The 17,337-nt window shown below is 65.3% G+C and carries 16 protein-coding genes; 10 read left to right on the top strand and 6 right to left on the bottom strand.

Annotated features, from left to right (window positions below; translation table 11 throughout):
* Positions 1-129 precede the first annotated feature (129 nt).
* From V7Q53_RS15110 to V7Q53_RS15100, 3 genes are all read right to left on the bottom strand, one after another.
* Complete coding sequence (locus tag V7Q53_RS15110) at positions 130-1,320, bottom strand: helix-turn-helix domain-containing protein (protein ID WP_333829464.1); 1,191 nt, start codon at positions 1,318-1,320, stop codon at positions 130-132.
* A gap of 145 nt (positions 1,321-1,465) precedes the next feature.
* The gene (gene hemA, locus V7Q53_RS15105; RefSeq protein ID WP_333829463.1) at positions 1,466-2,689 is read right to left on the bottom strand and encodes a 5-aminolevulinate synthase; all 1,224 of its coding nucleotides are present in this window, start codon (positions 2,687-2,689) and stop codon (positions 1,466-1,468) included.
* 190 nt (positions 2,690-2,879) lie between these two features.
* Complete coding sequence (locus V7Q53_RS15100; protein WP_333829462.1) at positions 2,880-3,482, bottom strand: 5-aminolevulic acid synthase; 603 nt, start codon at positions 3,480-3,482, stop codon at positions 2,880-2,882.
* A gap of 184 nt (positions 3,483-3,666) precedes the next feature.
* Here V7Q53_RS15100 and V7Q53_RS15095 point away from each other — a divergent pair, with 184 nt between their 5' ends.
* From V7Q53_RS15095 to V7Q53_RS15070, 6 genes are all read left to right on the top strand, one after another.
* Positions 3,667-5,058, top strand: coding sequence for a M20/M25/M40 family metallo-hydrolase (locus V7Q53_RS15095; protein WP_333829461.1), 1,392 nt, complete (start codon positions 3,667-3,669; stop codon positions 5,056-5,058).
* Between the two features lie 105 nt (positions 5,059-5,163).
* Complete coding sequence (locus tag V7Q53_RS15090) at positions 5,164-6,345, top strand: cytochrome P450 (protein ID WP_333829460.1); 1,182 nt, start codon at positions 5,164-5,166, stop codon at positions 6,343-6,345.
* A gap of 333 nt (positions 6,346-6,678) precedes the next feature.
* A complete protein-coding gene (locus V7Q53_RS15085) occupies positions 6,679-7,425 on the top strand; it encodes an RNA methyltransferase (RefSeq protein ID WP_442954438.1) in 747 nt (248 codons plus the stop codon).
* A gap of 59 nt (positions 7,426-7,484) precedes the next feature.
* Positions 7,485-8,624, top strand: a complete 1,140-nt coding sequence (ctaA, locus tag V7Q53_RS15080) for a heme A synthase (protein WP_333829458.1) — start codon at positions 7,485-7,487, stop codon at positions 8,622-8,624.
* On the top strand, positions 8,621-10,093 hold the full coding sequence (locus V7Q53_RS15075; protein ID WP_333829457.1) for a carboxypeptidase M32: 1,473 nt from the start codon (positions 8,621-8,623) through the stop codon (positions 10,091-10,093). The genes ctaA and V7Q53_RS15075 overlap by 4 nt, the downstream gene beginning before the upstream one ends.
* Positions 10,093-10,389, top strand: a complete 297-nt coding sequence (locus tag V7Q53_RS15070; RefSeq protein ID WP_333829456.1) for a hypothetical protein — start codon at positions 10,093-10,095, stop codon at positions 10,387-10,389. Before V7Q53_RS15075 ends, V7Q53_RS15070 begins: the two co-directional genes overlap by 1 nt.
* Positions 10,390-10,470: 81 nt before the next feature.
* On the opposite strand, the gene V7Q53_RS15065 is transcribed toward V7Q53_RS15070, so the two are convergent.
* On the bottom strand, positions 10,471-11,478 hold the full coding sequence (locus V7Q53_RS15065; RefSeq protein ID WP_333829455.1) for an LLM class flavin-dependent oxidoreductase: 1,008 nt from the start codon (positions 11,476-11,478) through the stop codon (positions 10,471-10,473).
* Positions 11,479-11,545: 67 nt separating this feature from the next.
* Positions 11,546-12,568 carry an AraC family transcriptional regulator gene (locus V7Q53_RS15060; RefSeq protein WP_333829454.1) on the bottom strand — a complete coding sequence of 341 codons (1,023 nt, stop codon included), beginning with the start codon at positions 12,566-12,568 and terminating at the stop codon, positions 11,546-11,548.
* A gap of 196 nt (positions 12,569-12,764) precedes the next feature.
* On the opposite strand from V7Q53_RS15060, the gene V7Q53_RS15055 reads away from it, so the two are divergent.
* Genes V7Q53_RS15055 through V7Q53_RS15045 form a run of 3 tightly spaced genes read left to right on the top strand, consistent with a single transcriptional unit; the run spans position 12,765 to position 15,311 of the window.
* Positions 12,765-13,541 (top strand): SDR family oxidoreductase, encoded by a 777-nt coding sequence (locus V7Q53_RS15055; RefSeq protein WP_333829453.1) that lies wholly within the window; start codon positions 12,765-12,767, stop codon positions 13,539-13,541.
* A 25-nt stretch (positions 13,542-13,566) separates the two neighbouring features.
* Positions 13,567-14,799 carry a styrene monooxygenase/indole monooxygenase family protein gene (locus V7Q53_RS15050; protein WP_333829452.1) on the top strand — a complete coding sequence of 411 codons (1,233 nt, stop codon included), beginning with the start codon at positions 13,567-13,569 and terminating at the stop codon, positions 14,797-14,799.
* Positions 14,800-14,810: 11 nt separating this feature from the next.
* A complete protein-coding gene (locus V7Q53_RS15045; protein WP_333829451.1) occupies positions 14,811-15,311 on the top strand; it encodes a flavin reductase family protein in 501 nt (166 codons plus the stop codon).
* A gap of 116 nt (positions 15,312-15,427) precedes the next feature.
* Here the strand turns inward: V7Q53_RS15045 and V7Q53_RS15040 are convergent, their stop codons facing one another.
* Positions 15,428-15,985 (bottom strand): winged helix DNA-binding protein, encoded by a 558-nt coding sequence (locus V7Q53_RS15040; protein WP_333829450.1) that lies wholly within the window; start codon positions 15,983-15,985, stop codon positions 15,428-15,430.
* Positions 15,986-16,091: 106 nt separating this feature from the next.
* On the opposite strand from V7Q53_RS15040, the gene V7Q53_RS15035 reads away from it, so the two are divergent.
* Positions 16,092-17,213, top strand: a complete 1,122-nt coding sequence (locus tag V7Q53_RS15035; RefSeq protein ID WP_333829449.1) for an LLM class flavin-dependent oxidoreductase — start codon at positions 16,092-16,094, stop codon at positions 17,211-17,213.
* Positions 17,214-17,337 lie beyond the last annotated feature (124 nt).

The following is a 17,337-nucleotide window of genomic DNA, read 5'->3' as shown; positions in this document are numbered from 1 at the left end:
CTGCGCCCCAGACATAGGCCCAAGGCCGGGCCAAGGCAATGCGGGGGCGGGCGGATGGGCGGCTTTCTTCGCGGCCAGTGAAAAGGCCCGCGGCAAGGCGCGGGCCGGGAACGCGGCTGGGGCCGGGCCTTACTGGTCGCGCAGGCGGGCGACATGCACCGCCAGATCCTCATCGCGCGTCAGGTCGGCCAGCGCAAACCGCTCGCGCAGCGCATCGGCGGAAAGCGCGATGTCGCGGACGACATTGGCACCGGGCGCGGCGGGGCCATAGGCCTCGCCATTGACAAGGAAATAGACCGAGCCGGAGTTACCCGCATGCAGTGTGGGCGGCACTTCTGTCTGGGGCAGGGTGTAGCGCTCGCCCGCATCGAGGATGCGCTCGAATACCACGCTGCCATCGGTGCCACGCACCCGCATCCATGCGGCGCGCACGGCCAGAATTTCGACAACCGGCGGGCCGCTGTCATGCACACGTGGCGCGCCATTATCCGTGGCACCGTTCGCGGCGCTCAGTGCGCCCGCCAGCGCTTCGGACACGGCGGAATCGGTGGCGATATGGTCAGGGCTGCGGCCATCACGGGTGTTGATCGCGGCAATCGGGCCATCGCGCGGCACCATGACCGGCACATCCAGCGCCTGCGGCCGTGAGATGCGCACCCGGCCTTCGGCGCCCGAAACCGGCGTCGCCATCGGATCAGCGTCCAGCGCGGCGATGGAGGAGGCGGGGCCACCCGCCAGCGGGTTGAAATCGCTGACCACGTTGGGAATGATATCGGCGGGTGCGACCTGAACGCGCTGCACTTCCTGCAGCACTTTCCACCCGGCAAAGCCAAGACCCAGAATAAGCGCGGCCAGAACCGTGACCGAACCCAGCGCGCCGGGCTCGATGCGGCGCCAGAAGGGCTCAGGATCAGGGAGGATGCCGAAGCCCTTCAGCGCGGTGCCACGCGGCTCAGGCGCACGGTTTTCGCGCTGCGGGCGGGATGCGGGCGTGCCGGACGCCATGCCATGGGCCACGGCGAAATCATGTTCCAGACAGAAGCGGGTATAGACCCATTCCGGGTCCATGCCGAGATAGCGGGCATAGGAGCGCACGAAACCGGCTATGAAGCTGGGGGTTTCAAACGCTTCCAGATCGCCGTTTTCGATGGCGGCAATAAAGGCGGCACGGATGTGAAGCTCGCGCTGGACATCCAGCAAGGATTTGCCCAGCGTCGCCCGCTCGCCGCGCAGAAGATCGCCCAGACGCAGCTCATAATCGTCGAAGCCACGTTGTTTGTTCTCTTGCTGCGCCGGAGGTTGTTCCTTCCGCCAGATCATCCACACTGTCCCTGTTACCGCCTGCCTATCGGGTGCGCTTTTCACGAGGCAATACCACCTGTGGTGGAAAATTGAGTCGCGCTGCGTCTACCTCTTGTTGGTTTCTTAGCAGAAGACAACAATAATTTGAAGCATTCGTGTAGTCTCAGGCACTCAATTCGGCACGATTCAGCGCACAGTGCGACCAGAGCGCGTCCATCGCCTTGACCACCCGGTCGATCTGCTCGGGATCATGCACCGGCGAGGGCGTGAAACGCAGCCTTTCGGTGCCCCGCGGGACGGTGGGAAAGTTGATCGGCTGGACGTAAACACCGTAGCGTTCCAGCAGCATATCAGAGATCAGCTTGCAATGGACCGGATCGCCGACATGGACCGGCACGATATGGCTGCCATGGTCGATGATCGGCAGACCCAGCGCTTTCAGCCGCATCTTGAGAATGCGCGCATGCAGTTGCTGCTTGTCGCGCAGGCCCTGATCGCTTTTCAGATGCCGGATCGAGGCCGCACACCCTGCAGCAACCGCAGGCGGCAGCGAGGTGGTGAAGATGAATCCCGGCGCATAGGAGCGGATCGCGTCAACCATCCGGGCGCTTGCGGCGATATAGCCGCCCATCACCCCGAAGGCCTTGGCCATGGTGCCGTTGATGATATCAAGCCGGTGCATCAGCCCGTCACGCTCCGCCACGCCGCCACCGCGCGGGCCATACATGCCCACCGCGTGAACCTCATCCAGATAGGTCAGCGCGCCGAATTCATCGGCCAGATCGCAGATTGCCTCGATCGGGGCGAAATCGCCATCCATCGAATAGATCGATTCAAACGCGATCAGCTTGGGGGCGGCGGGGTCATCGGCGGCCATCAGTTCGCGCAGATGCGCGACATCGTTGTGGCGGAAAATGCGCTTGGCACCGCCGTTGCGGCGCACACCCTCGATCATCGACGCATGGTTGAGCGCGTCGGAATAGATGATCAGGCCGGGAAACAGCTTTGGCAGCGTCGAAAGCGTCGCGTCATTGGCGATATAGGCCGAGGTGAAGACCAGCGACGCTTCCTTCTGGTGCAGGTCGGCAATCTCGGCCTCAAGGCGCTTGTGATAAACCGTGGTGCCGGAAATGTTGCGCGTCCCGCCTGAGCCCGCGCCGGTGGCTTCAAGCGCCTCATGCATCGCGGCCAGAACGGCGGGGTTCTGGCCCATGCCCAGATAATCATTGCCGCACCAGACCGTAATCTCTTTCTCGGTGCCATCGGGACGGCGCCAGACAGCATGCGGGAAATGCCCCTTGCGCCGCTCGATATCGATGAATGTCCGGTAGCGCCCTTCATCGTGAAGACGTTGCAGGGCGGTGTCGAGTGCGGCATCAAAGTTCAAGGTCGTCTCCCTCGCGTATCGCTGGGTCGGTCGTGGCAGGGCGCGCGACGTGTCGCATTTGGTCCGGCGCAGCGGTTTCTTCCATCTTGGAATCGTGTTTACCCGGGCCTTTTCGCGGTAAACATGACTTGGATCAATTCCAAACTATGTCGCACCCTGCGCACCCCCTACACGACAGGATATAGCAAGCTCAATCCGTTATGACCACTGCGCAGTCCCCGGCGGTGCTTTCGCTGCCATTTCCGTCACTGCAGGCGGCCAACGCATCGGCAGCGGCGCGCTCTCCCTGACCCAGCCCCCAAAGGCCGGTTGCGGGCGAAATGGCCAGTGCCGCCGGGCCGGGCCGCGTGGGGTAACCGGCATCAAAAGCGGCCGTTGCATCGGCGCTGAGCTGCAGCGCGCGTGCCTGCCAGCCTGCGGGGCGCACCTCCAGCACGATCACGCAACTGCCTGCGGCAAGGCGGCGCTCCTCGCATTCCGCCAGTGCGGCAGAGCGCGCGGCATCCACCGTATGGTGATTGGCCGCCATCACCGTCGCCGCCGACATCAACCCGTCGCCGGGGGCAAAGGCGACGGCGGCATAATATTTCTGCCCCTGCGCGACCGAGGCCAGGATCTGCACCTCCTGATCGCTCAGCCCCTGCGTATTGTGGCGCACCACCTCCACGCGTTCAGGGTGGAACAGCTGGCTGCGGGCCTCGCTGCCGGGTACCGGGTTTGCCAGCGCGGGAAGGGCGCTCAGCGCGGTGACAAGAAGGGGGGCGGCCAGCGCCGCAAACACAGGGTTCTTCATCGGGCAAAGATGCTCCTGCTCAGGTCTGAGCGTTCTTTATCAAGCGGCGGCGGCGCTGTGAACCGCTTTGGCGGGACCGAGGGCATAAAGCGGCGCGTGCCCTTGCCCCGGGGCTCTGGACTTGCCCGGAGGCCGCGACTAGGCTCACCCGCAACCCCGTTCCGCCCGTTTTCCAGGAGGCTTCATGTCCGCGCAAACCGCTCTTCCCAGGGTTCTTGATCATATCGACAGCCATATCGACGAATCGCTTGAGCGGCTTCTGGCCTTCCTGCGCATGCCCTCCATCTCCACCGATCCGGCCTATAAGGCTGAATGCGACCGCGCCGCCGACTGGCTGACCTCCGAGCTGTCTGCGCTGGGGCTTGCGGCGCGCAAGGATGCCACGCCGGGGCACCCGATGGTCGTGGCGCATGGCCCGGAACAGAACGGCCCGCATGTGCTGTTCTACGGCCATTACGATGTCCAGCCGGTGGACCCGCTGGAACTGTGGCACCGTGACCCGTTCGACCCGGCGGTAGAGGACGGGCCGCAGGGCCGCGTGATCCGTGGCCGGGGCGCCTCGGATGACAAGGGCCAGCTGATGACCTTCATCGAGGCCTGCCGCGCCTGGATCGCGGTGCACGGATCGCTGCCCACCCGCGTGTCGATGTTCTTTGAAGGTGAGGAGGAGTCGGGCTCGCCCTCGCTGGTGCCCTATATGCAGGCGCAGGCTGCGGCGCTGAAGGCCGATCTGGCGCTGATCTGCGACACCGGCATGTTCGACCCGCAGACACCGGCCATCACCACCATGCTGCGCGGGCTGGCGAAACTGGAACTGGTCATCACCGGGCCGGACAAGGATCTGCATTCAGGCATGTTCGGGGGCGCTGCGATGAACCCGGCGCGCGTGCTGGCGCGCATCCTCGCCGATCTGCACGATGACGCGGGGCGCATCACGCTGGACGGGTTCTATGACGGGGTGCCGGAACTCTCGAATGCGCAGCGCGCGCAATGGGATGAGCTGGGCTTTGACGCTGAAACCTTCCTCGGCGCGGTCGGCCTCAGCCTGCCTGCGGGTGAAAAGGGCCGCACGGCGCTGGAAATGGTCTGGTCGCGCCCGACCTGCGAGATCAATGGCATGACCTCGGGCTATACCGGCGCCGGGTTCAAGACCGTTCTGCCGTCGCGCGCCATGGCCAAGGTCAGCTTCCGCCTTGTGGGAACGCAGGATCCGCAAAAGGTGCTCGATGCGTTCCGCGCCCATGTCGACGCGCGCCTGCCTGCCGATTGCAAGGCCGAGATCCTTGATGCGAGCGGCGCCCCGGCCTCGGTCATGCCGCTCGACAACCCGGCCTTCGAGGCCGCGCGCCAGGCGCTGAGCGACGAATGGCCCCGCCCGGCGGCCTTCATCGGCTGCGGCGGTTCCATTCCGATCGCGGGGTATTTCCAGTCGATCCTGGGGATGGACTCGCTTCTCATCGGCTTTGGCCGCGACGATGACCAGATCCATTCGCCCAACGAAAAATATGACCTTGAGAGCTATCACAAGGGCATCCGCTCCTGGGCCCGCATCCTCGCCGCCCTCGCCCGGACCTGATCACCAGCCCCATGGCCCGTTCATCTTGCCACAAATACGCTGGGGGGTGAATTGGCTGCAGGCCAAGAGGGGGGCAACGCCCCCCTCCCTTTTTCCCAGAAAACCATGCAGCATATCAGCCAGTCCCCCACCGACCCCGCTTTCGTGCAAAACCCCTATCCGTTCTATGACCGCGCCCGCGCACAGGCGCCGGTCGCGCATTGGGATGAGATCGGCATGCCCTGCGCCTTCAGCCATGCCGCCGTCAGCATGATCCTGCGCGACCGCCGCTTCGGGCGTGAAATTCCCGCCGACCGTAAAAAGCCGGTGCCCGCGCATCTCGAACCCTTCTACGCGGTGGAACAGCACTCGATGCTGGAACTGGAGCCGCCCCGGCACACAGCGCTGCGCAAACGCGTCCTGCGCGCTTTCACCTCGCGACGGATCGCCGCGCTGGAACCCGAAATCGCGGCCCTCACGCATGATCTGATCGACCGTTTCCCCGCCGGGCCCTTCGATCTGCTGGAACATTTCGCGCAAACCATTCCGGTGGTGGTGATCTGCCGCCTGCTGGGGGTGCCGGAGGCGATGAAAGACCAGCTTCTGAACTGGTCGCATGCGATGGTGGGAATGTATCAGGCCGGTCGTACCCGCGCGACCGAAAAGGCGGCGGCGCGGGCGGCCAGCGATTTCGCGGCCTTCCTGCGCGGCTATGTCGAAAAACGCCGCGCGCTTCCGGCTGACGATCTGATCACCCGGCTGATCGAAGCCGGATCCGACGGTGCCACGCTCAGCACCGAAGAGCTGATCGCCACCTGCATCCTGCTTCTGAACGCCGGGCATGAGGCGACGGTTCACGCGCTCGCCAACGGGGTGAAAGCCCTGCTGGAAGCGGGCGGGCCGAAGGACTGGCTGACGCAAGGGAAGATCGACGGCACCATCGAGGAAATCCTGCGCTTCGATCCGCCGCTGCACCTGTTCACCCGCTACGCCTATGAACCGGTCGAGGTGATGGGCCATGTCTTCCGGCCGGGGGATCAGGTGGCGCTCCTGCTCGCCGCAGCCGGCCGCGACCCGCAGGTCTGGCATGCCCCCCACCGCTTCAACCCGGCGCGCCCGGTCAAACCCCACCTTGCCTTCGGGGCGGGGCTGCACTTCTGTCTCGGCGCACCACTGGCACGGCTGGAAATGGCGGTTGCACTGCCCATCCTCTTCGCCCGCCGCCCGGATCTGCACCTGACCGATACGCCCTGCTACGCAGACACCTACCACTTCCACGGGTTGACGCGCCTGCAGGTCGGGCGGTGACCGGGGGCGGCTCCCGCCCCTCGTCCAGCGCGGGCTGCGCCCGCACTCTCCTCGCGTTGGGCCGGGCCGCCGCGCCTGCGGCACGGCGGCAGGGGGGCGCTGCCCCCGCCGCCCTTCGGGCGACTCCCCCGGGATATTTTTGAACAGATGAATGGGGCCTTTCCGGACGCCCTTTCATCTGTTCAAAAATATCCTGGGGGTGAATTGGCCGCAGGCCAAGAGGGGGCAAAGCCCCCTTTCTTTTTGCGTTGTCCCACCGGCGCGGGGGATTGATCTTTGCCCCGTGGCTGGGCATTGCGGGCGGCAACGAAACTGACGGGCGAAGGGGGAGGGATGCGGGCATTGGCAAGCGGATTGGGATCGGCGCCGGTCATCGTGCTGGTGCGCCCGCAGATGGGTGAGAATATCGGCGCGGCTGCGCGGGCGATGCTTAACTTCGGGTTGGAGCATATGCGCCTTGTCGCCCCGCGCGATGGCTGGCCGAACCCTGCGGCGGTTGCCATGGCCTCGGGCGCGGGGCCTGTGCTGGAGCATGCGGGGTTGTTTTCGGACCTGCCCGGGGCGCTGGCTGACTGCGACTATGTTTTTGCCACCACGGCGCGGGTGCGCGGCCTGGTCAAGCCCGTTTACACGCCTGAGGCGGCGATGGCCGAGGCGCGCGCCCTGATCGGGGCGGGCAAGCGGGTGGCAGTGTTGTTCGGGCCGGAGCGCGCCGGGCTGGAGAATGAGGATGTGGCGCGGGCCAATGCCATCATTACCATTCCGGTCAACCCGGCCTTCTATTCGCTCAACCTTGCGCAGGGCGTGTTGCTTCTGGCCTATGAATGGATGCGCCAGACCACCGAGACCCTGGCGCGGGTCGAAAATCTGACCGGCACCGATTTCGCCAGTGGGCTTGAGGTGGAGAAGCTGGGCGACCATCTGGAGGAAAAGCTGGAAGCCTCGGGCTTTTTCTTTCCGGAGCAGAAAGCCCCAATGATGAAGCTGAACCTGCGCAACATGCTCACCCGCTGGGGTCTGACCCGCGCCGAGGTGCAGACGCTGCATGGCATTCTGCGACGTCTTGTACGGGGCCGGTGATGCGCCCTTGAAGCTGCGGCTGCGGGGTTCTAGCTTGCCGCGAGAACAAGGAGTGGTTCATGGCCCGACGTCCGATCTTTGAAGAAGTCACCGAGGCGAGCGCGCGTGCCACCCCGGCGCGCGTGTCCATCGAGCGCCCTTCGGGTGCGCGCCGGGCGATCCGGGCGTGGCTTTATGTCCTCTTCGCGCTGGTCGTGGCGATGATCGCGGTGGGCGGACTGACGCGGCTGACGGGCTCGGGCCTGTCGATCACCGACTGGCGGCCGGTAACCGGCGCGATCCCGCCCCTGAACGCCGAGGACTGGGCGCGCGAATTCGACGCCTATCGCCAGATCGACCAGTACCAGCTTGTCAACCGGGGCATGACGCTGGGCGAGTTCCAGTTCATCTATTGGTGGGAATGGGGCCATCGCCAGCTTGGCCGGTTCATCGGGCTGGTCTGGGGTCTTGGGTTCCTGTGGTTCTGGCTGCGCGGCCAGATCCCGCCGGGCTGGACCGGGCGGCTTCTGGGCCTTGGTGCGCTGGGGGGCGCGCAGGGCGCGATCGGCTGGTGGATGGTGGCTTCGGGCCTGAATGAGGGGATGGTGGCGGTGGCCTCGTACCGGCTGGCGGTGCATCTGGGGCTGGCCTTTGTCATTCTGGGCCTGATCGCGTGGTATGCGCTTTTGCTGGCCCGGTCCGAGGCCGCGCTGATACAGGCAAGGCGGGGGCGCGAGGCGAAGCTCTTTTCCATGTCCACCGGGCTGATGCATTTCGCCTTTCTGCAGATCATCCTTGGCGCGCTGGTGGCCGGGATCGACGCCGGGCGGGGCTATACCGACTGGCCGCTGATGGCGGGGCAGGTCTTTCCGCCCGCCGCGTTCGAGCTGCAGCCGCTGTGGCGCAATTTCTTTGAGAATGACGGGCTGGTGCAGTTCATCCACCGCACATCGGGCTATCTGCTGGCGATCTTCGCCGTGGTGATCTGGGCGCGCGGGCGGCGCAGCTCCTACCGCGCCACGCGGGCGGGGTTCAATCTGATGCTGGGGGCGATGGCGGCGCAGATCGTGCTGGGCATCGTCACCGTGCTGCACGGCGCGCCCTGGCCGCTGGCGATTGCGCATCAGTTGCTGGCGGTGGTGCTGTTCGTGATCATCATCCGCGCCCGGTTTCTGGCGCGATACCCGTACGGGGCAACCATCGGAAAGGGCCGCAAGTGAGCGCCTATGAAGAACTGCTGGCCTATGAGCGCCAGACGCAGGCGCTGGCGCAGGTCATGGGCCGGCTGGGCTGGGATCAGGAAACCATGATGCCCCGCGGGGCCGCCGAGCAGCGGGCCGAAGAAATGGGCGCGCTGGAAGGCGTGCTGCATGCACGGCGCACCGATCCGCGCCTTGGCGGGTGGCTTGAGACGGCGCAAGCGGATGACGCGCCCGCGCGCGCGATCCTGCGCCGGAGCCGGCGTGATTATCAGCGCAATACCAAGGTGCCCGCGCGGCTGGCGGAGGAGATTGCGCGGGTGACATCGGCGGCGCAGGGCCATTGGGCCGAGGCCCGCGCGCGCGACGATGTGGCGCTGTTCCTGCCCTGGCTGGAGCGGGTTCTGGCGCTCAAGCGCGAAGAGGCGGCAGCGCTGGCGGCGGGGGGAGACCTTTATGATGCGCTGCTTGATGATTATGAGCCCGGCGCCACGGCGGCCGGGATCGGCGCCATGTTCGGGCGGATGCGGCCCCGGCTGGTGGCTTTGCGTGAGGCGGTGCTGGCCGCACCCGATCAGCCTGCGCCCCTGAAGGGTGAATTTCACCGTGAGGGCCAGTTGCGGCTGGCCCGGCTTCTGGCTGAAACCTATGGCTATGATTTCACGCGCGGGCGGATGGATCTGGCGGTGCATCCGTTCTCGTCAGGCTCGGGCGCGGATGTGCGCATCACCACGCGGGTGGTGGAAACCGACCCGTTCAACTGCCTCTATTCCACGCTGCATGAAGTGGGCCATGCCGCCTATGAGCAGGCCGTGAACGCAGCATTCGCGCTGACGCCGCTGGGGCAGGGCGCGTCGATGGGGGTGCATGAAAGCCAGAGCCGGATCTATGAGAACCAGCTGGGCCGCAGCGCCGCCTTCACCGGCTGGCTGTTTGAGAAGATGCGCAGCGAGTTCGGCGATCTGGGGCTGGGCGACGCCGCGCATTTTCATGCGACCGTGAACCGCGTCTCGCCCGGTTTCATCCGCACCGAGGCCGATGAGGTGCAGTATAACCTCCATATCATGCTGCGTTTTGATCTGGAACGCGCGCTGATTGCCGGTGACCTGCTGCCCCGCGATCTGGAGGGCGCGTGGAATGACCGCTTCAAGGCCGATTTCGGCGTGGCGGTGGAGCGGCCCGCGCTGGGGGTGTTGCAGGATGTGCATTGGTCGGTGGGGCTGTTCGGCTATTTCCCCACCTACACTTTGGGCAATGTCTATGCCGGCTGCCTGATGCAGGCGCTGCGGCGTGACCGTCTGGCGCTGGACGAGGAACTGGCGGCGGGTGATCTGGCCGGTGCAACCACGTGGTTGCGCGAAAAGGTGCAGGTGCACGGCGCGCTGATGGAACCGGCGCAGACCATCGAGCAGGCCTGCGGTTTTGCGCCTCATGAGGGGCCGCTGCTGGACTATCTGGACGAGAAATTCAGCGCGATCTACGGGCTGTGATGGCACCCGAGCTGCAGATCCTCCTGATCAACGCGGTGTGCCTTGGGGTGGCCTATGCGTTCATCCTGCCCGGGCTGCCGCACAAGACGATGAAAGCGCTGGCGCTGAGCGATCTGGCGGTGTCGGTGCTGGCGCTGGGAACCTCGGGCGCGCTGTTCTGGGGCCGTGGGGTGGCGTTTTCGCTGTTGGTAGCCGAGGTGAACTGGCTGGTTTTCGCCTTGGTCACCATCGCCCTGATGGAAATTCCGCTGTTCACGCATTTTGTGCGCAAGCACGGTATCGGGCCGTCGGAATAGCCGGGGGTGGGGAAGGGGGCGTTGCCCCCTCTGGCCTGCGGCCATTCACCCCCAGCGTATTTTTGGCAAGATGAAAACCCGTCAGGCGGCTTTGGCGGGGGTCACAAGGGTTTTCAGTACATCGGCGGCCAATGTGAAGGACCGTTTGCGCGCTGCCGGGTCGTGGATGGCGGCGGTGATCATCAGCTCGTCGGGCTGGTAGCGGGCGAGGAGCGCGCGCAATTCGCGCTCGACCGTGGCCGGGGCGCCGGTGGCCGAGACCGACAGCGCGGCCTCGACCTGCGCCATGACGGGGCGCGGGATTTCATCTGACAGGTCAGCGCGCGGGCGCGGCAGGGGGCCGGGGCGGCCGGTGCGCAGGCGGGCAAAGGCCAGAAGCTGCGATGAGCGCAGGAAGCGCGCCTCTTCATCGGTATCGGCGGCGAAAACCCCGGCAGCGATCATCGCATAGGGCTTGGCCAGGTGTTTCGAGGGTTTGAACTGCGCGCGATAGGTGGCCAGCGCCTGATCCAGCAGGCCGGGGGCGAAATGCGAGGCGAAGGCGTAGGGCAGCCCCGCCCATGCGGCGAGTTGCGCACCATAAAGGCTGGAGCCGAGGATCCAGACGGGCACATGGGTGCCGGTGCCGGGTATGGCGCGCACCGGGGCGTTGTCAGGCGCATCGCCCAGATAGTCGATGAGTTCGAGCACATCCTGCGGAAAGCTGTCTTCGGGGGCCATATGGCGGCGGAGCGCGCGTGCGGTCACGCCATCGGTGCCCGGGGCGCGGCCAAGGCCCAGATCAATCCGGTCCGGAAACAGCGTGGCCAGCGTGCCGAACTGTTCCGCCACCATCAGGGGCGCGTGGTTGGGCAGCATGATGCCGCCCGCGCCCACCCGGATGGTTTTCGTGGCCGCCGCGACATGGCCGATCACCACCGCTGTGGCCGCGCTGGCGATGCCGGGCATGTTGTGATGCTCAGCCAGCCAGAAACGGTGAAAGCCCAGGCTTTCGGCATGGCGGGCAAGATCGGCGGTATTGGCGAGCGCCTCGGCGGGGGTGCCGCCTTCGGGGATGGGTGACAGATCGAGCAGTGAGAATTGGTGCATGGACGGCCTCCTGAAGAGGCAGATCTAGGGAGCAGGGCGGGTGAGGGCAAGGTCTGCCGGGGCAGGTTCAGCCCGAGAAGGGCTCCAGCGCGGCGTCGCGGAGGGTCTGGCGGGGGGTGCAGCCGAAACGCGCGCGGTAGGTTTCGGAAAATCGGCCGAAATGGGTGAAACCCCAGCGCGTTGCAATCTCGGTCACCGTGTCGCCCGGCCGCGCCTCCTGCAGGTCGCGGTGCGCGCGCTCCAGCCGTTGCTGGCGCAGGAAGGCCATCGGGGTGGTGTTGCGGAACTGGCGGAAGGCGTATTGCAGCGCGCGCGCACTGACGCCCACGGCCCCGGCCACATCATCCAGCGCCAGCGGATGGTCGATCCGGGCAAGCATGTATTCCTCAGCCTGCCGCACCAGCCGGGGGGCCAGATCGGTGTTGCGGCTGCGCCGCAACGCATCCGAGAAATTATGCTGGTGGGCCTCAAGCAGGCCGGTCATCAGCGCGGCTTCAATCTGGCGGCCCATCAGGCTGCCTTGGCCAAGGGCGGCGCGCCCGGCATCGGCTTCGGCCACCAGATGCAGCACCAGCGCCCGGATCGCCGCCCCGCGCGGCCCCGTCAGATCAAACGCGCCAGTGAAGGCCAGAAGCCGGTCCGCCCGTCCGCCCAGCATCCGCGCCAGATGGGCGTTGAACGCCGCCCGGTCGATGCGCAGCAGCACCTGCGCGCAGCCTTCGCCCCAGATCATGGTGGTGGGCAGATGCGGGTTCAGCACGGCCGCGCGCCCCGGGTCCGAGCAATAGCTGTCGGCGCCGTTATGGATGGCGGCGGCGCCCGAAAGCGGCATCTGGAACAGGTAGAAATCGCGCAGGTAACCGGGGCTGATCAGCGTTTTCGCACCGTAGTCGATGAAATTGAGCGAGATCCGGTCGCCCGCCAGATGATGGTGGCGCGCGTTGAACTGGCCCTTTCCGATACGGTCCAGCCGGTGCGGGCAGAAGATCGCGGCGACACGCTCGCGCGCCTCGTCCAGCTCCCGGGTCTGAAACAGCGCATAGGCGGCAAGCGGCGCCTGCCGGTCGCGCGGGGCCTCTGGCGTTTCCATTCCAGCCTCATCAGCCTCACCGGCAAGCACGCCGGATGATGCGCTATTCTAGCATAAGGATGTCTGCGTGCGCGCAGATTTCCGTGCCAAGCGCAGATTTTTTCGTTTTTCGGATAGTCATGATGCCAATCGGATAGCCACCGCCCCGCCTGCAGGCAGACTGGGCGGCAAGAAAAGAGCCCAAGGGGAGAAAACAATGCGAGGACTGGACGGCAAGGTTGCCATCGTTCCGGGCGGCGCCACCAAGATCGGGCAGGCTATTGTCGAGGCGTTCCGCGCGGCGGGCGTCAAGGTCATGGTGGCGGATATCAACGCGGAGGCAGGCGCGGCGATGGCGGGCGAGGGCGTGGCCTTCACCGCCTGCGATCTGCGCAAGGATGCGGATATTGCGGCGCTGGTCAAGGCCACCAAAAAGACATTCGGGCGGATTGATTTTCTGGTCAATGTCGCGTGCTCCTATCTCGACAACGGCGCCGTTTCCACCCGCGCCGAATGGCTGGAATCGCTGGATGTGAACCTCGTCGGCTCAGTCATCCTGATGCAGGAGGCGCGCGCGGAACTGGCGCGCAACAAGGGCGCGATTGTCAATTTCGGCTCCATTTCGGGGCGCGTGGCGCAGACCGGGCGCTGGCTTTACCCGGTCTCCAAGGCTGCGATCCTGCAACTGACGCGCAATCAGGCGATGGATCTTGCGCCCGAGGGTATCCGCGTCAACGCCGTCAGCCCTGGGTGGACATGGTCGAACATCATGGACCAGCTGACCGAAGGCAACCGCGCGAAAACCGACAGCGTGGCCGCGCCTTTCCACCTGCTGGGCCGCGTGGGCGACCCGGCCGAAGTGGCCAGCGCGGTGCTGTTCCTGTGCTCGGATGAGGCCAGTTTCATCACCGGCACCGATATCCGCGTGGACGGTGGTTATACCGCCATGGGGCCGGAGCAGAATGTTCCGGCCATTCCGAAACTCATGGAATAACAATAACTCAGGGGAGTATATTAAGATGAGAAAGATCACCATTATCGGTGGCGGACAGTCGGGGCTTATGGTGGCTTTGGGGTTGCTCAAGAAGGGCTATCAGGTGCGCGTCGTGCAGAACCGCACCGCTGAGGACATCGCGCAGGGCAAGATCATGTCGAGCCAGTGCATGTTCGGCGATTCCATTCAGGCCGAGCGCGATCTGGGCATTGATTTCTGGACCGAATACTGCCCGCCGGTCGAGGGCATCGCCTTCACCGTGCCGCATCCCGAAGCGCCGGGCGAAAAGGCGATCGACTGGGTGGGGCGGCTGGAGCGCAACGCCTATGCCGTTGATCAGCGGGTGAAATTTCCCGGCTGGCTGGCGGAATTCGAGCGCCTTGGTGGGCGGCTGGTCATCAAGGAGGCCGGCATTAACGATATGGAAATGTATGCGCGCGAAGATGATCTGGTGATCGTTGCCTCAGGGAAAGGTGAGGTCGGTCGCATGTTCGAGCGTGACACGGATAAATCGCCCTATGACAAACCCCAGCGCGCGCTGGCGCTGACCTATGTGACCGGCATGGCGCCGCGCCCGGAACATTCGGCGGTCAATTTCAACCTCATCCCCGGTGTGGGGGAGTATTTCGTCTTCCCCGGGCTGACCACCACCGGGCCTTGCCACATGATGGTGTTCGAGGGGGTGCCGGGCGGGCCGATGGATTGCTGGGGGGATATCAGGACGCCGGAACAGCATCTGGCGAAATCCAAGAAAATCCTGAACACCTTCCTGCCGTGGGAGGCCGCGCGCTGCACTGATATCCAGCTGACCGATGACAACGGCATCCTCGCGGGCCGCTTCGCGCCGACCGTGCGCAAGCCGGTCGCCACGCTGCCCTCCGGCGCACTGGTGCTGGGGCTGGGGGATGCGGTCTGCCTGAATGATCCGATCACCGGGCAGGGCTCGAACAACGCGGCCAAGGCGGCACGGGTCTACCTGCAGCGCATCCTCGATCAGGGCGACCGGGCTTTTGATGCGGCCTGGATGCAGGGCACGTTCGATGCGTATTGGGATTACGCGCAATGGGTGGTGGGCTGGACCAACGCCATGCTCGCCCCGCCGCCGCCCCATGTGCTTGAGATCATGGGCAACGCAGGCGCCATCCCGCCGCTGGCGCACCGGCTGGCCAATGCCTTCGATGATCCGCGTGATTTCTTCCCGTGGTTCGCCGACCCCGCCGCCGCGCAGGCCTATCTGACCGAGCTGAAGGCGGCCTGAGGGAGATGGGCATGGCCGTCGATCCCACCGAGTTCCGGGCTGAGTTCCGCGCCGCCATGGGTCGCTTTCCGGGGGCGGTGACCATCATCACCACCCGCACCCCGGATGAGCGGCGCGGGATCACCGCCACCGCCGTCTGCTCGGTCACCGCCGAGCCGCCCAGCCTGCTGATCTGCGTCAACCGCAAGACCGGCACCTGCGCAGGCATCAACGAGAGCGGGCGCTTCAATGTGAGCCTGCTGCCTGACCCCTCGCATGATCTGGCCATGCGCTTCGCCGGGGCGGGCGGCATCACGGGCGAAGACAAGTTCGCCGAGGGCGACTGGCGTGAGGACGCGCGCGGCCTGCCGGTGCTGGGCAATGCACGCGTCGCCTTCTCCTGCGAGGTGACGGACAGCATGCAGGCGGGCAGCCATCAGGTGTTCATCGGCCGCATCACCCAAATCCACCACGGTGACGGCGAGGCGCTGATGTTCGAACAATCGCGCTTCCACCGCCTGCAACCGCTCTGAAAAACGCGACGGGGCGCCACCGGAAATCGGCGCCCCTTCATCTTGCCGGAAATACGCGCGGGGGTGAATTGGCCGCAAGGCCAAGAGGGGGCGGCAGCCCCCTTGCCCGCTCCCCCTCAGCCCCGCCGGTGGGTCGCCGCGACCCGCGCCACTTCTTCATAGATCCCCGACAACAGGTTCAGCGTCCGCGTCGCTTCGCGCAGGCGCTGGCGGATATCGGGCAGGGATTCGATCGCATCTATCAGCAGCCGCTGGCGCAGCGCGCCGTAATCATCCGTCACCCGCCGCCCTTCCTCGGTCACCTCATAGGTCACGCCCGAACGGCCCGAACCCTTGCGCACCACCAGCCCCGCGTTGATCAGCTTGCGCAGGCTGTACTGGATATTCGGCACATCGTCGCGGTTGGTCAGCCGGGCCAGATCCTTGATCGTCTTGGGCCGCTCGTTCATGCGGATGATGTGCAGAATCGCGTTTTCCGCCCCTGATGCCGCCAGATCGACGACACTGGCCAGACATTCGGACTGCCAGCGCGCAAAGCCCTCATAGGTGCGCATCAGGGCAAATTCCGTCTCGGTAAACTCGATCTCGCCGGTTTTCTGCGCCAGATGCCAGCGCTGGTCAAATTCTGGCCGGGGTTTGCCGGGCAGGTCGCGCGCGGTTTTCTCTTGCTTCATGACAGCCTCCTTCTGCGCATCATAGTTGCGATAAAATGCAATTGAAAACAACATTATTATATGATAGAAAGTCTATGTTAAAATCCAACATAAAAGGGAGCGTCCGATGACAACCAACCCCATGCTGAATGGTAACGCCTTCAAACTTGGAACTTTCTCCTCCAATTGCTCATCCGGCATGTCGGTCACCAAGGTGCCTGAGCGCTGGGTCAATTCCTGGGACAACAACCTGCGTCTGGCGAAAATGCTCGATGAGGCGGGGATCGACTTCATGCTGCCCATCGCCCGCTGGATCGGTTATGGCGGCGAGACCGATTTTCACGGCGGTGTGCTGGAAACCATGACCTGGGCCGCGGCACTGCTGGCGTCGACGCAGAATATCGCGGTCTTTGCGACCATCCATGCCTCGGCAAACCACCCGGTCGTGGTGGCCAAGCAGATCGCCACCATCGATCAGATCGGCAAGGGGCGGGCGGGGCTGAACATCGTCGCGGGCTGGAACAAGCCGGAATATGAGGCGCTTGGCCTGACGCTGCCCGATGACCATGAAACCCGCTACGCATATGCGCAGGAATGGTTCGACGTGATCCGCAAGCTCTGGTCCTCGACCGAGCATTTTGACTGGAACGGCAAGCACTTCACCCTCAAGGCGGTCAAGGGTGACCCGCGCCCGCAGCGCGGCACCGTGCCGATCATCAATGCCGCAGGCTCGCCGCAGGGCCGCGAATTCGCCACCGACAACGCCGATTTTCTGTTTACCCCGGCGATTGATCTTGCCCGCTCGGTCGACGAGATCAAGGAACTGAAGGCGCAGGCCAGCGCCAAGGGCCGCAAGATTGATGTGCTGACCTTCAGCCATGTCATCTGCCGCCCCACCGAGGCCGAGGCGCGCACCTATCTCAAGCACACCGCCGATGACAATGCGGATTGGGAGGCGGTCGACAACCTGATCCGCCTGCAGTTCGCCCATGCCCAGAGCTTCCCGCATGACCTGATGAAACTGATCCGCGACCGTTTCGCAGCGGGCCATGGGGGATTTCCGCTGATCGGCACGCCCGAGCAGGTGGCCGAGGGCATTCTGTCGCTGCACAAGGCGGGCTTTGCCGGAACAACGCTGTCCTTTGTCGATTACGCGGAGGAGTTCCCCTATTTCCGCGACACCGTTCTGCCGTTGCTGGAGCAGGCGGGCATCCGCATGCCGCGCATGGCGCAACAGGCGGCGGAATAAGCGCGGATGTGAACGGCCTGGCCCCGGACCGGGGCCGGGTTGCCATGCGCCGGGGTTGCGCCGCCGGAGGGCGGGAAGGGGGGCTTTGCCCCCCTCTTGGCTTCGCCAATTCACCCTCCAGCGT

The sequence above is a fragment of the Pararhodobacter sp. genome (genome assembly GCF_036802785.1).
Lineage (GTDB): Bacteria > Pseudomonadota > Alphaproteobacteria > Rhodobacterales > Rhodobacteraceae > Pararhodobacter.
The sequence above is the reverse complement of the archived record's forward strand: the minus strand, read 5'-3'. Positions and strand labels throughout refer to the sequence as shown.

What these genes read in the sequence shown, in the direction of transcription:
- V7Q53_RS15045 (WP_333829451.1), top strand. Translation starts at nt 14,811, where the DNA reads ATGGCCGTCGATCCCACCGAGTTCCGGGCTGAGTTCCGCGCCGCCATG.
- V7Q53_RS15035 (WP_333829449.1), top strand. Translation starts at nt 16,092, where the DNA reads ATGACAACCAACCCCATGCTGAATGGTAACGCCTTCAAACTTGGAACT.
- V7Q53_RS15110 (WP_333829464.1), bottom strand. Translation starts at nt 1,320, where the DNA reads ATGATCTGGCGGAAGGAACAACCTCCGGCGCAGCAAGAGAACAAACAA.
- ctaA (WP_333829458.1), top strand. Translation starts at nt 7,485, where the DNA reads ATGGCCCGACGTCCGATCTTTGAAGAAGTCACCGAGGCGAGCGCGCGT.
- V7Q53_RS15050 (WP_333829452.1), top strand. Translation starts at nt 13,567, where the DNA reads ATGAGAAAGATCACCATTATCGGTGGCGGACAGTCGGGGCTTATGGTG.
- V7Q53_RS15065 (WP_333829455.1), bottom strand. Translation starts at nt 11,478, where the DNA reads ATGCACCAATTCTCACTGCTCGATCTGTCACCCATCCCCGAAGGCGGC.
- V7Q53_RS15090 (WP_333829460.1), top strand. Translation starts at nt 5,164, where the DNA reads ATGCAGCATATCAGCCAGTCCCCCACCGACCCCGCTTTCGTGCAAAAC.
- V7Q53_RS15070 (WP_333829456.1), top strand. Translation starts at nt 10,093, where the DNA reads ATGGCACCCGAGCTGCAGATCCTCCTGATCAACGCGGTGTGCCTTGGG.
- V7Q53_RS15040 (WP_333829450.1), bottom strand. Translation starts at nt 15,985, where the DNA reads ATGAAGCAAGAGAAAACCGCGCGCGACCTGCCCGGCAAACCCCGGCCA.
- V7Q53_RS15055 (WP_333829453.1), top strand. Translation starts at nt 12,765, where the DNA reads ATGCGAGGACTGGACGGCAAGGTTGCCATCGTTCCGGGCGGCGCCACC.
- V7Q53_RS15100 (WP_333829462.1), bottom strand. Translation starts at nt 3,482, where the DNA reads ATGAAGAACCCTGTGTTTGCGGCGCTGGCCGCCCCCCTTCTTGTCACC.
- V7Q53_RS15095 (WP_333829461.1), top strand. Translation starts at nt 3,667, where the DNA reads ATGTCCGCGCAAACCGCTCTTCCCAGGGTTCTTGATCATATCGACAGC.
- V7Q53_RS15085 (WP_442954438.1), top strand. Translation starts at nt 6,679, where the DNA reads ATGCGGGCATTGGCAAGCGGATTGGGATCGGCGCCGGTCATCGTGCTG.
- V7Q53_RS15060 (WP_333829454.1), bottom strand. Translation starts at nt 12,568, where the DNA reads ATGGAAACGCCAGAGGCCCCGCGCGACCGGCAGGCGCCGCTTGCCGCC.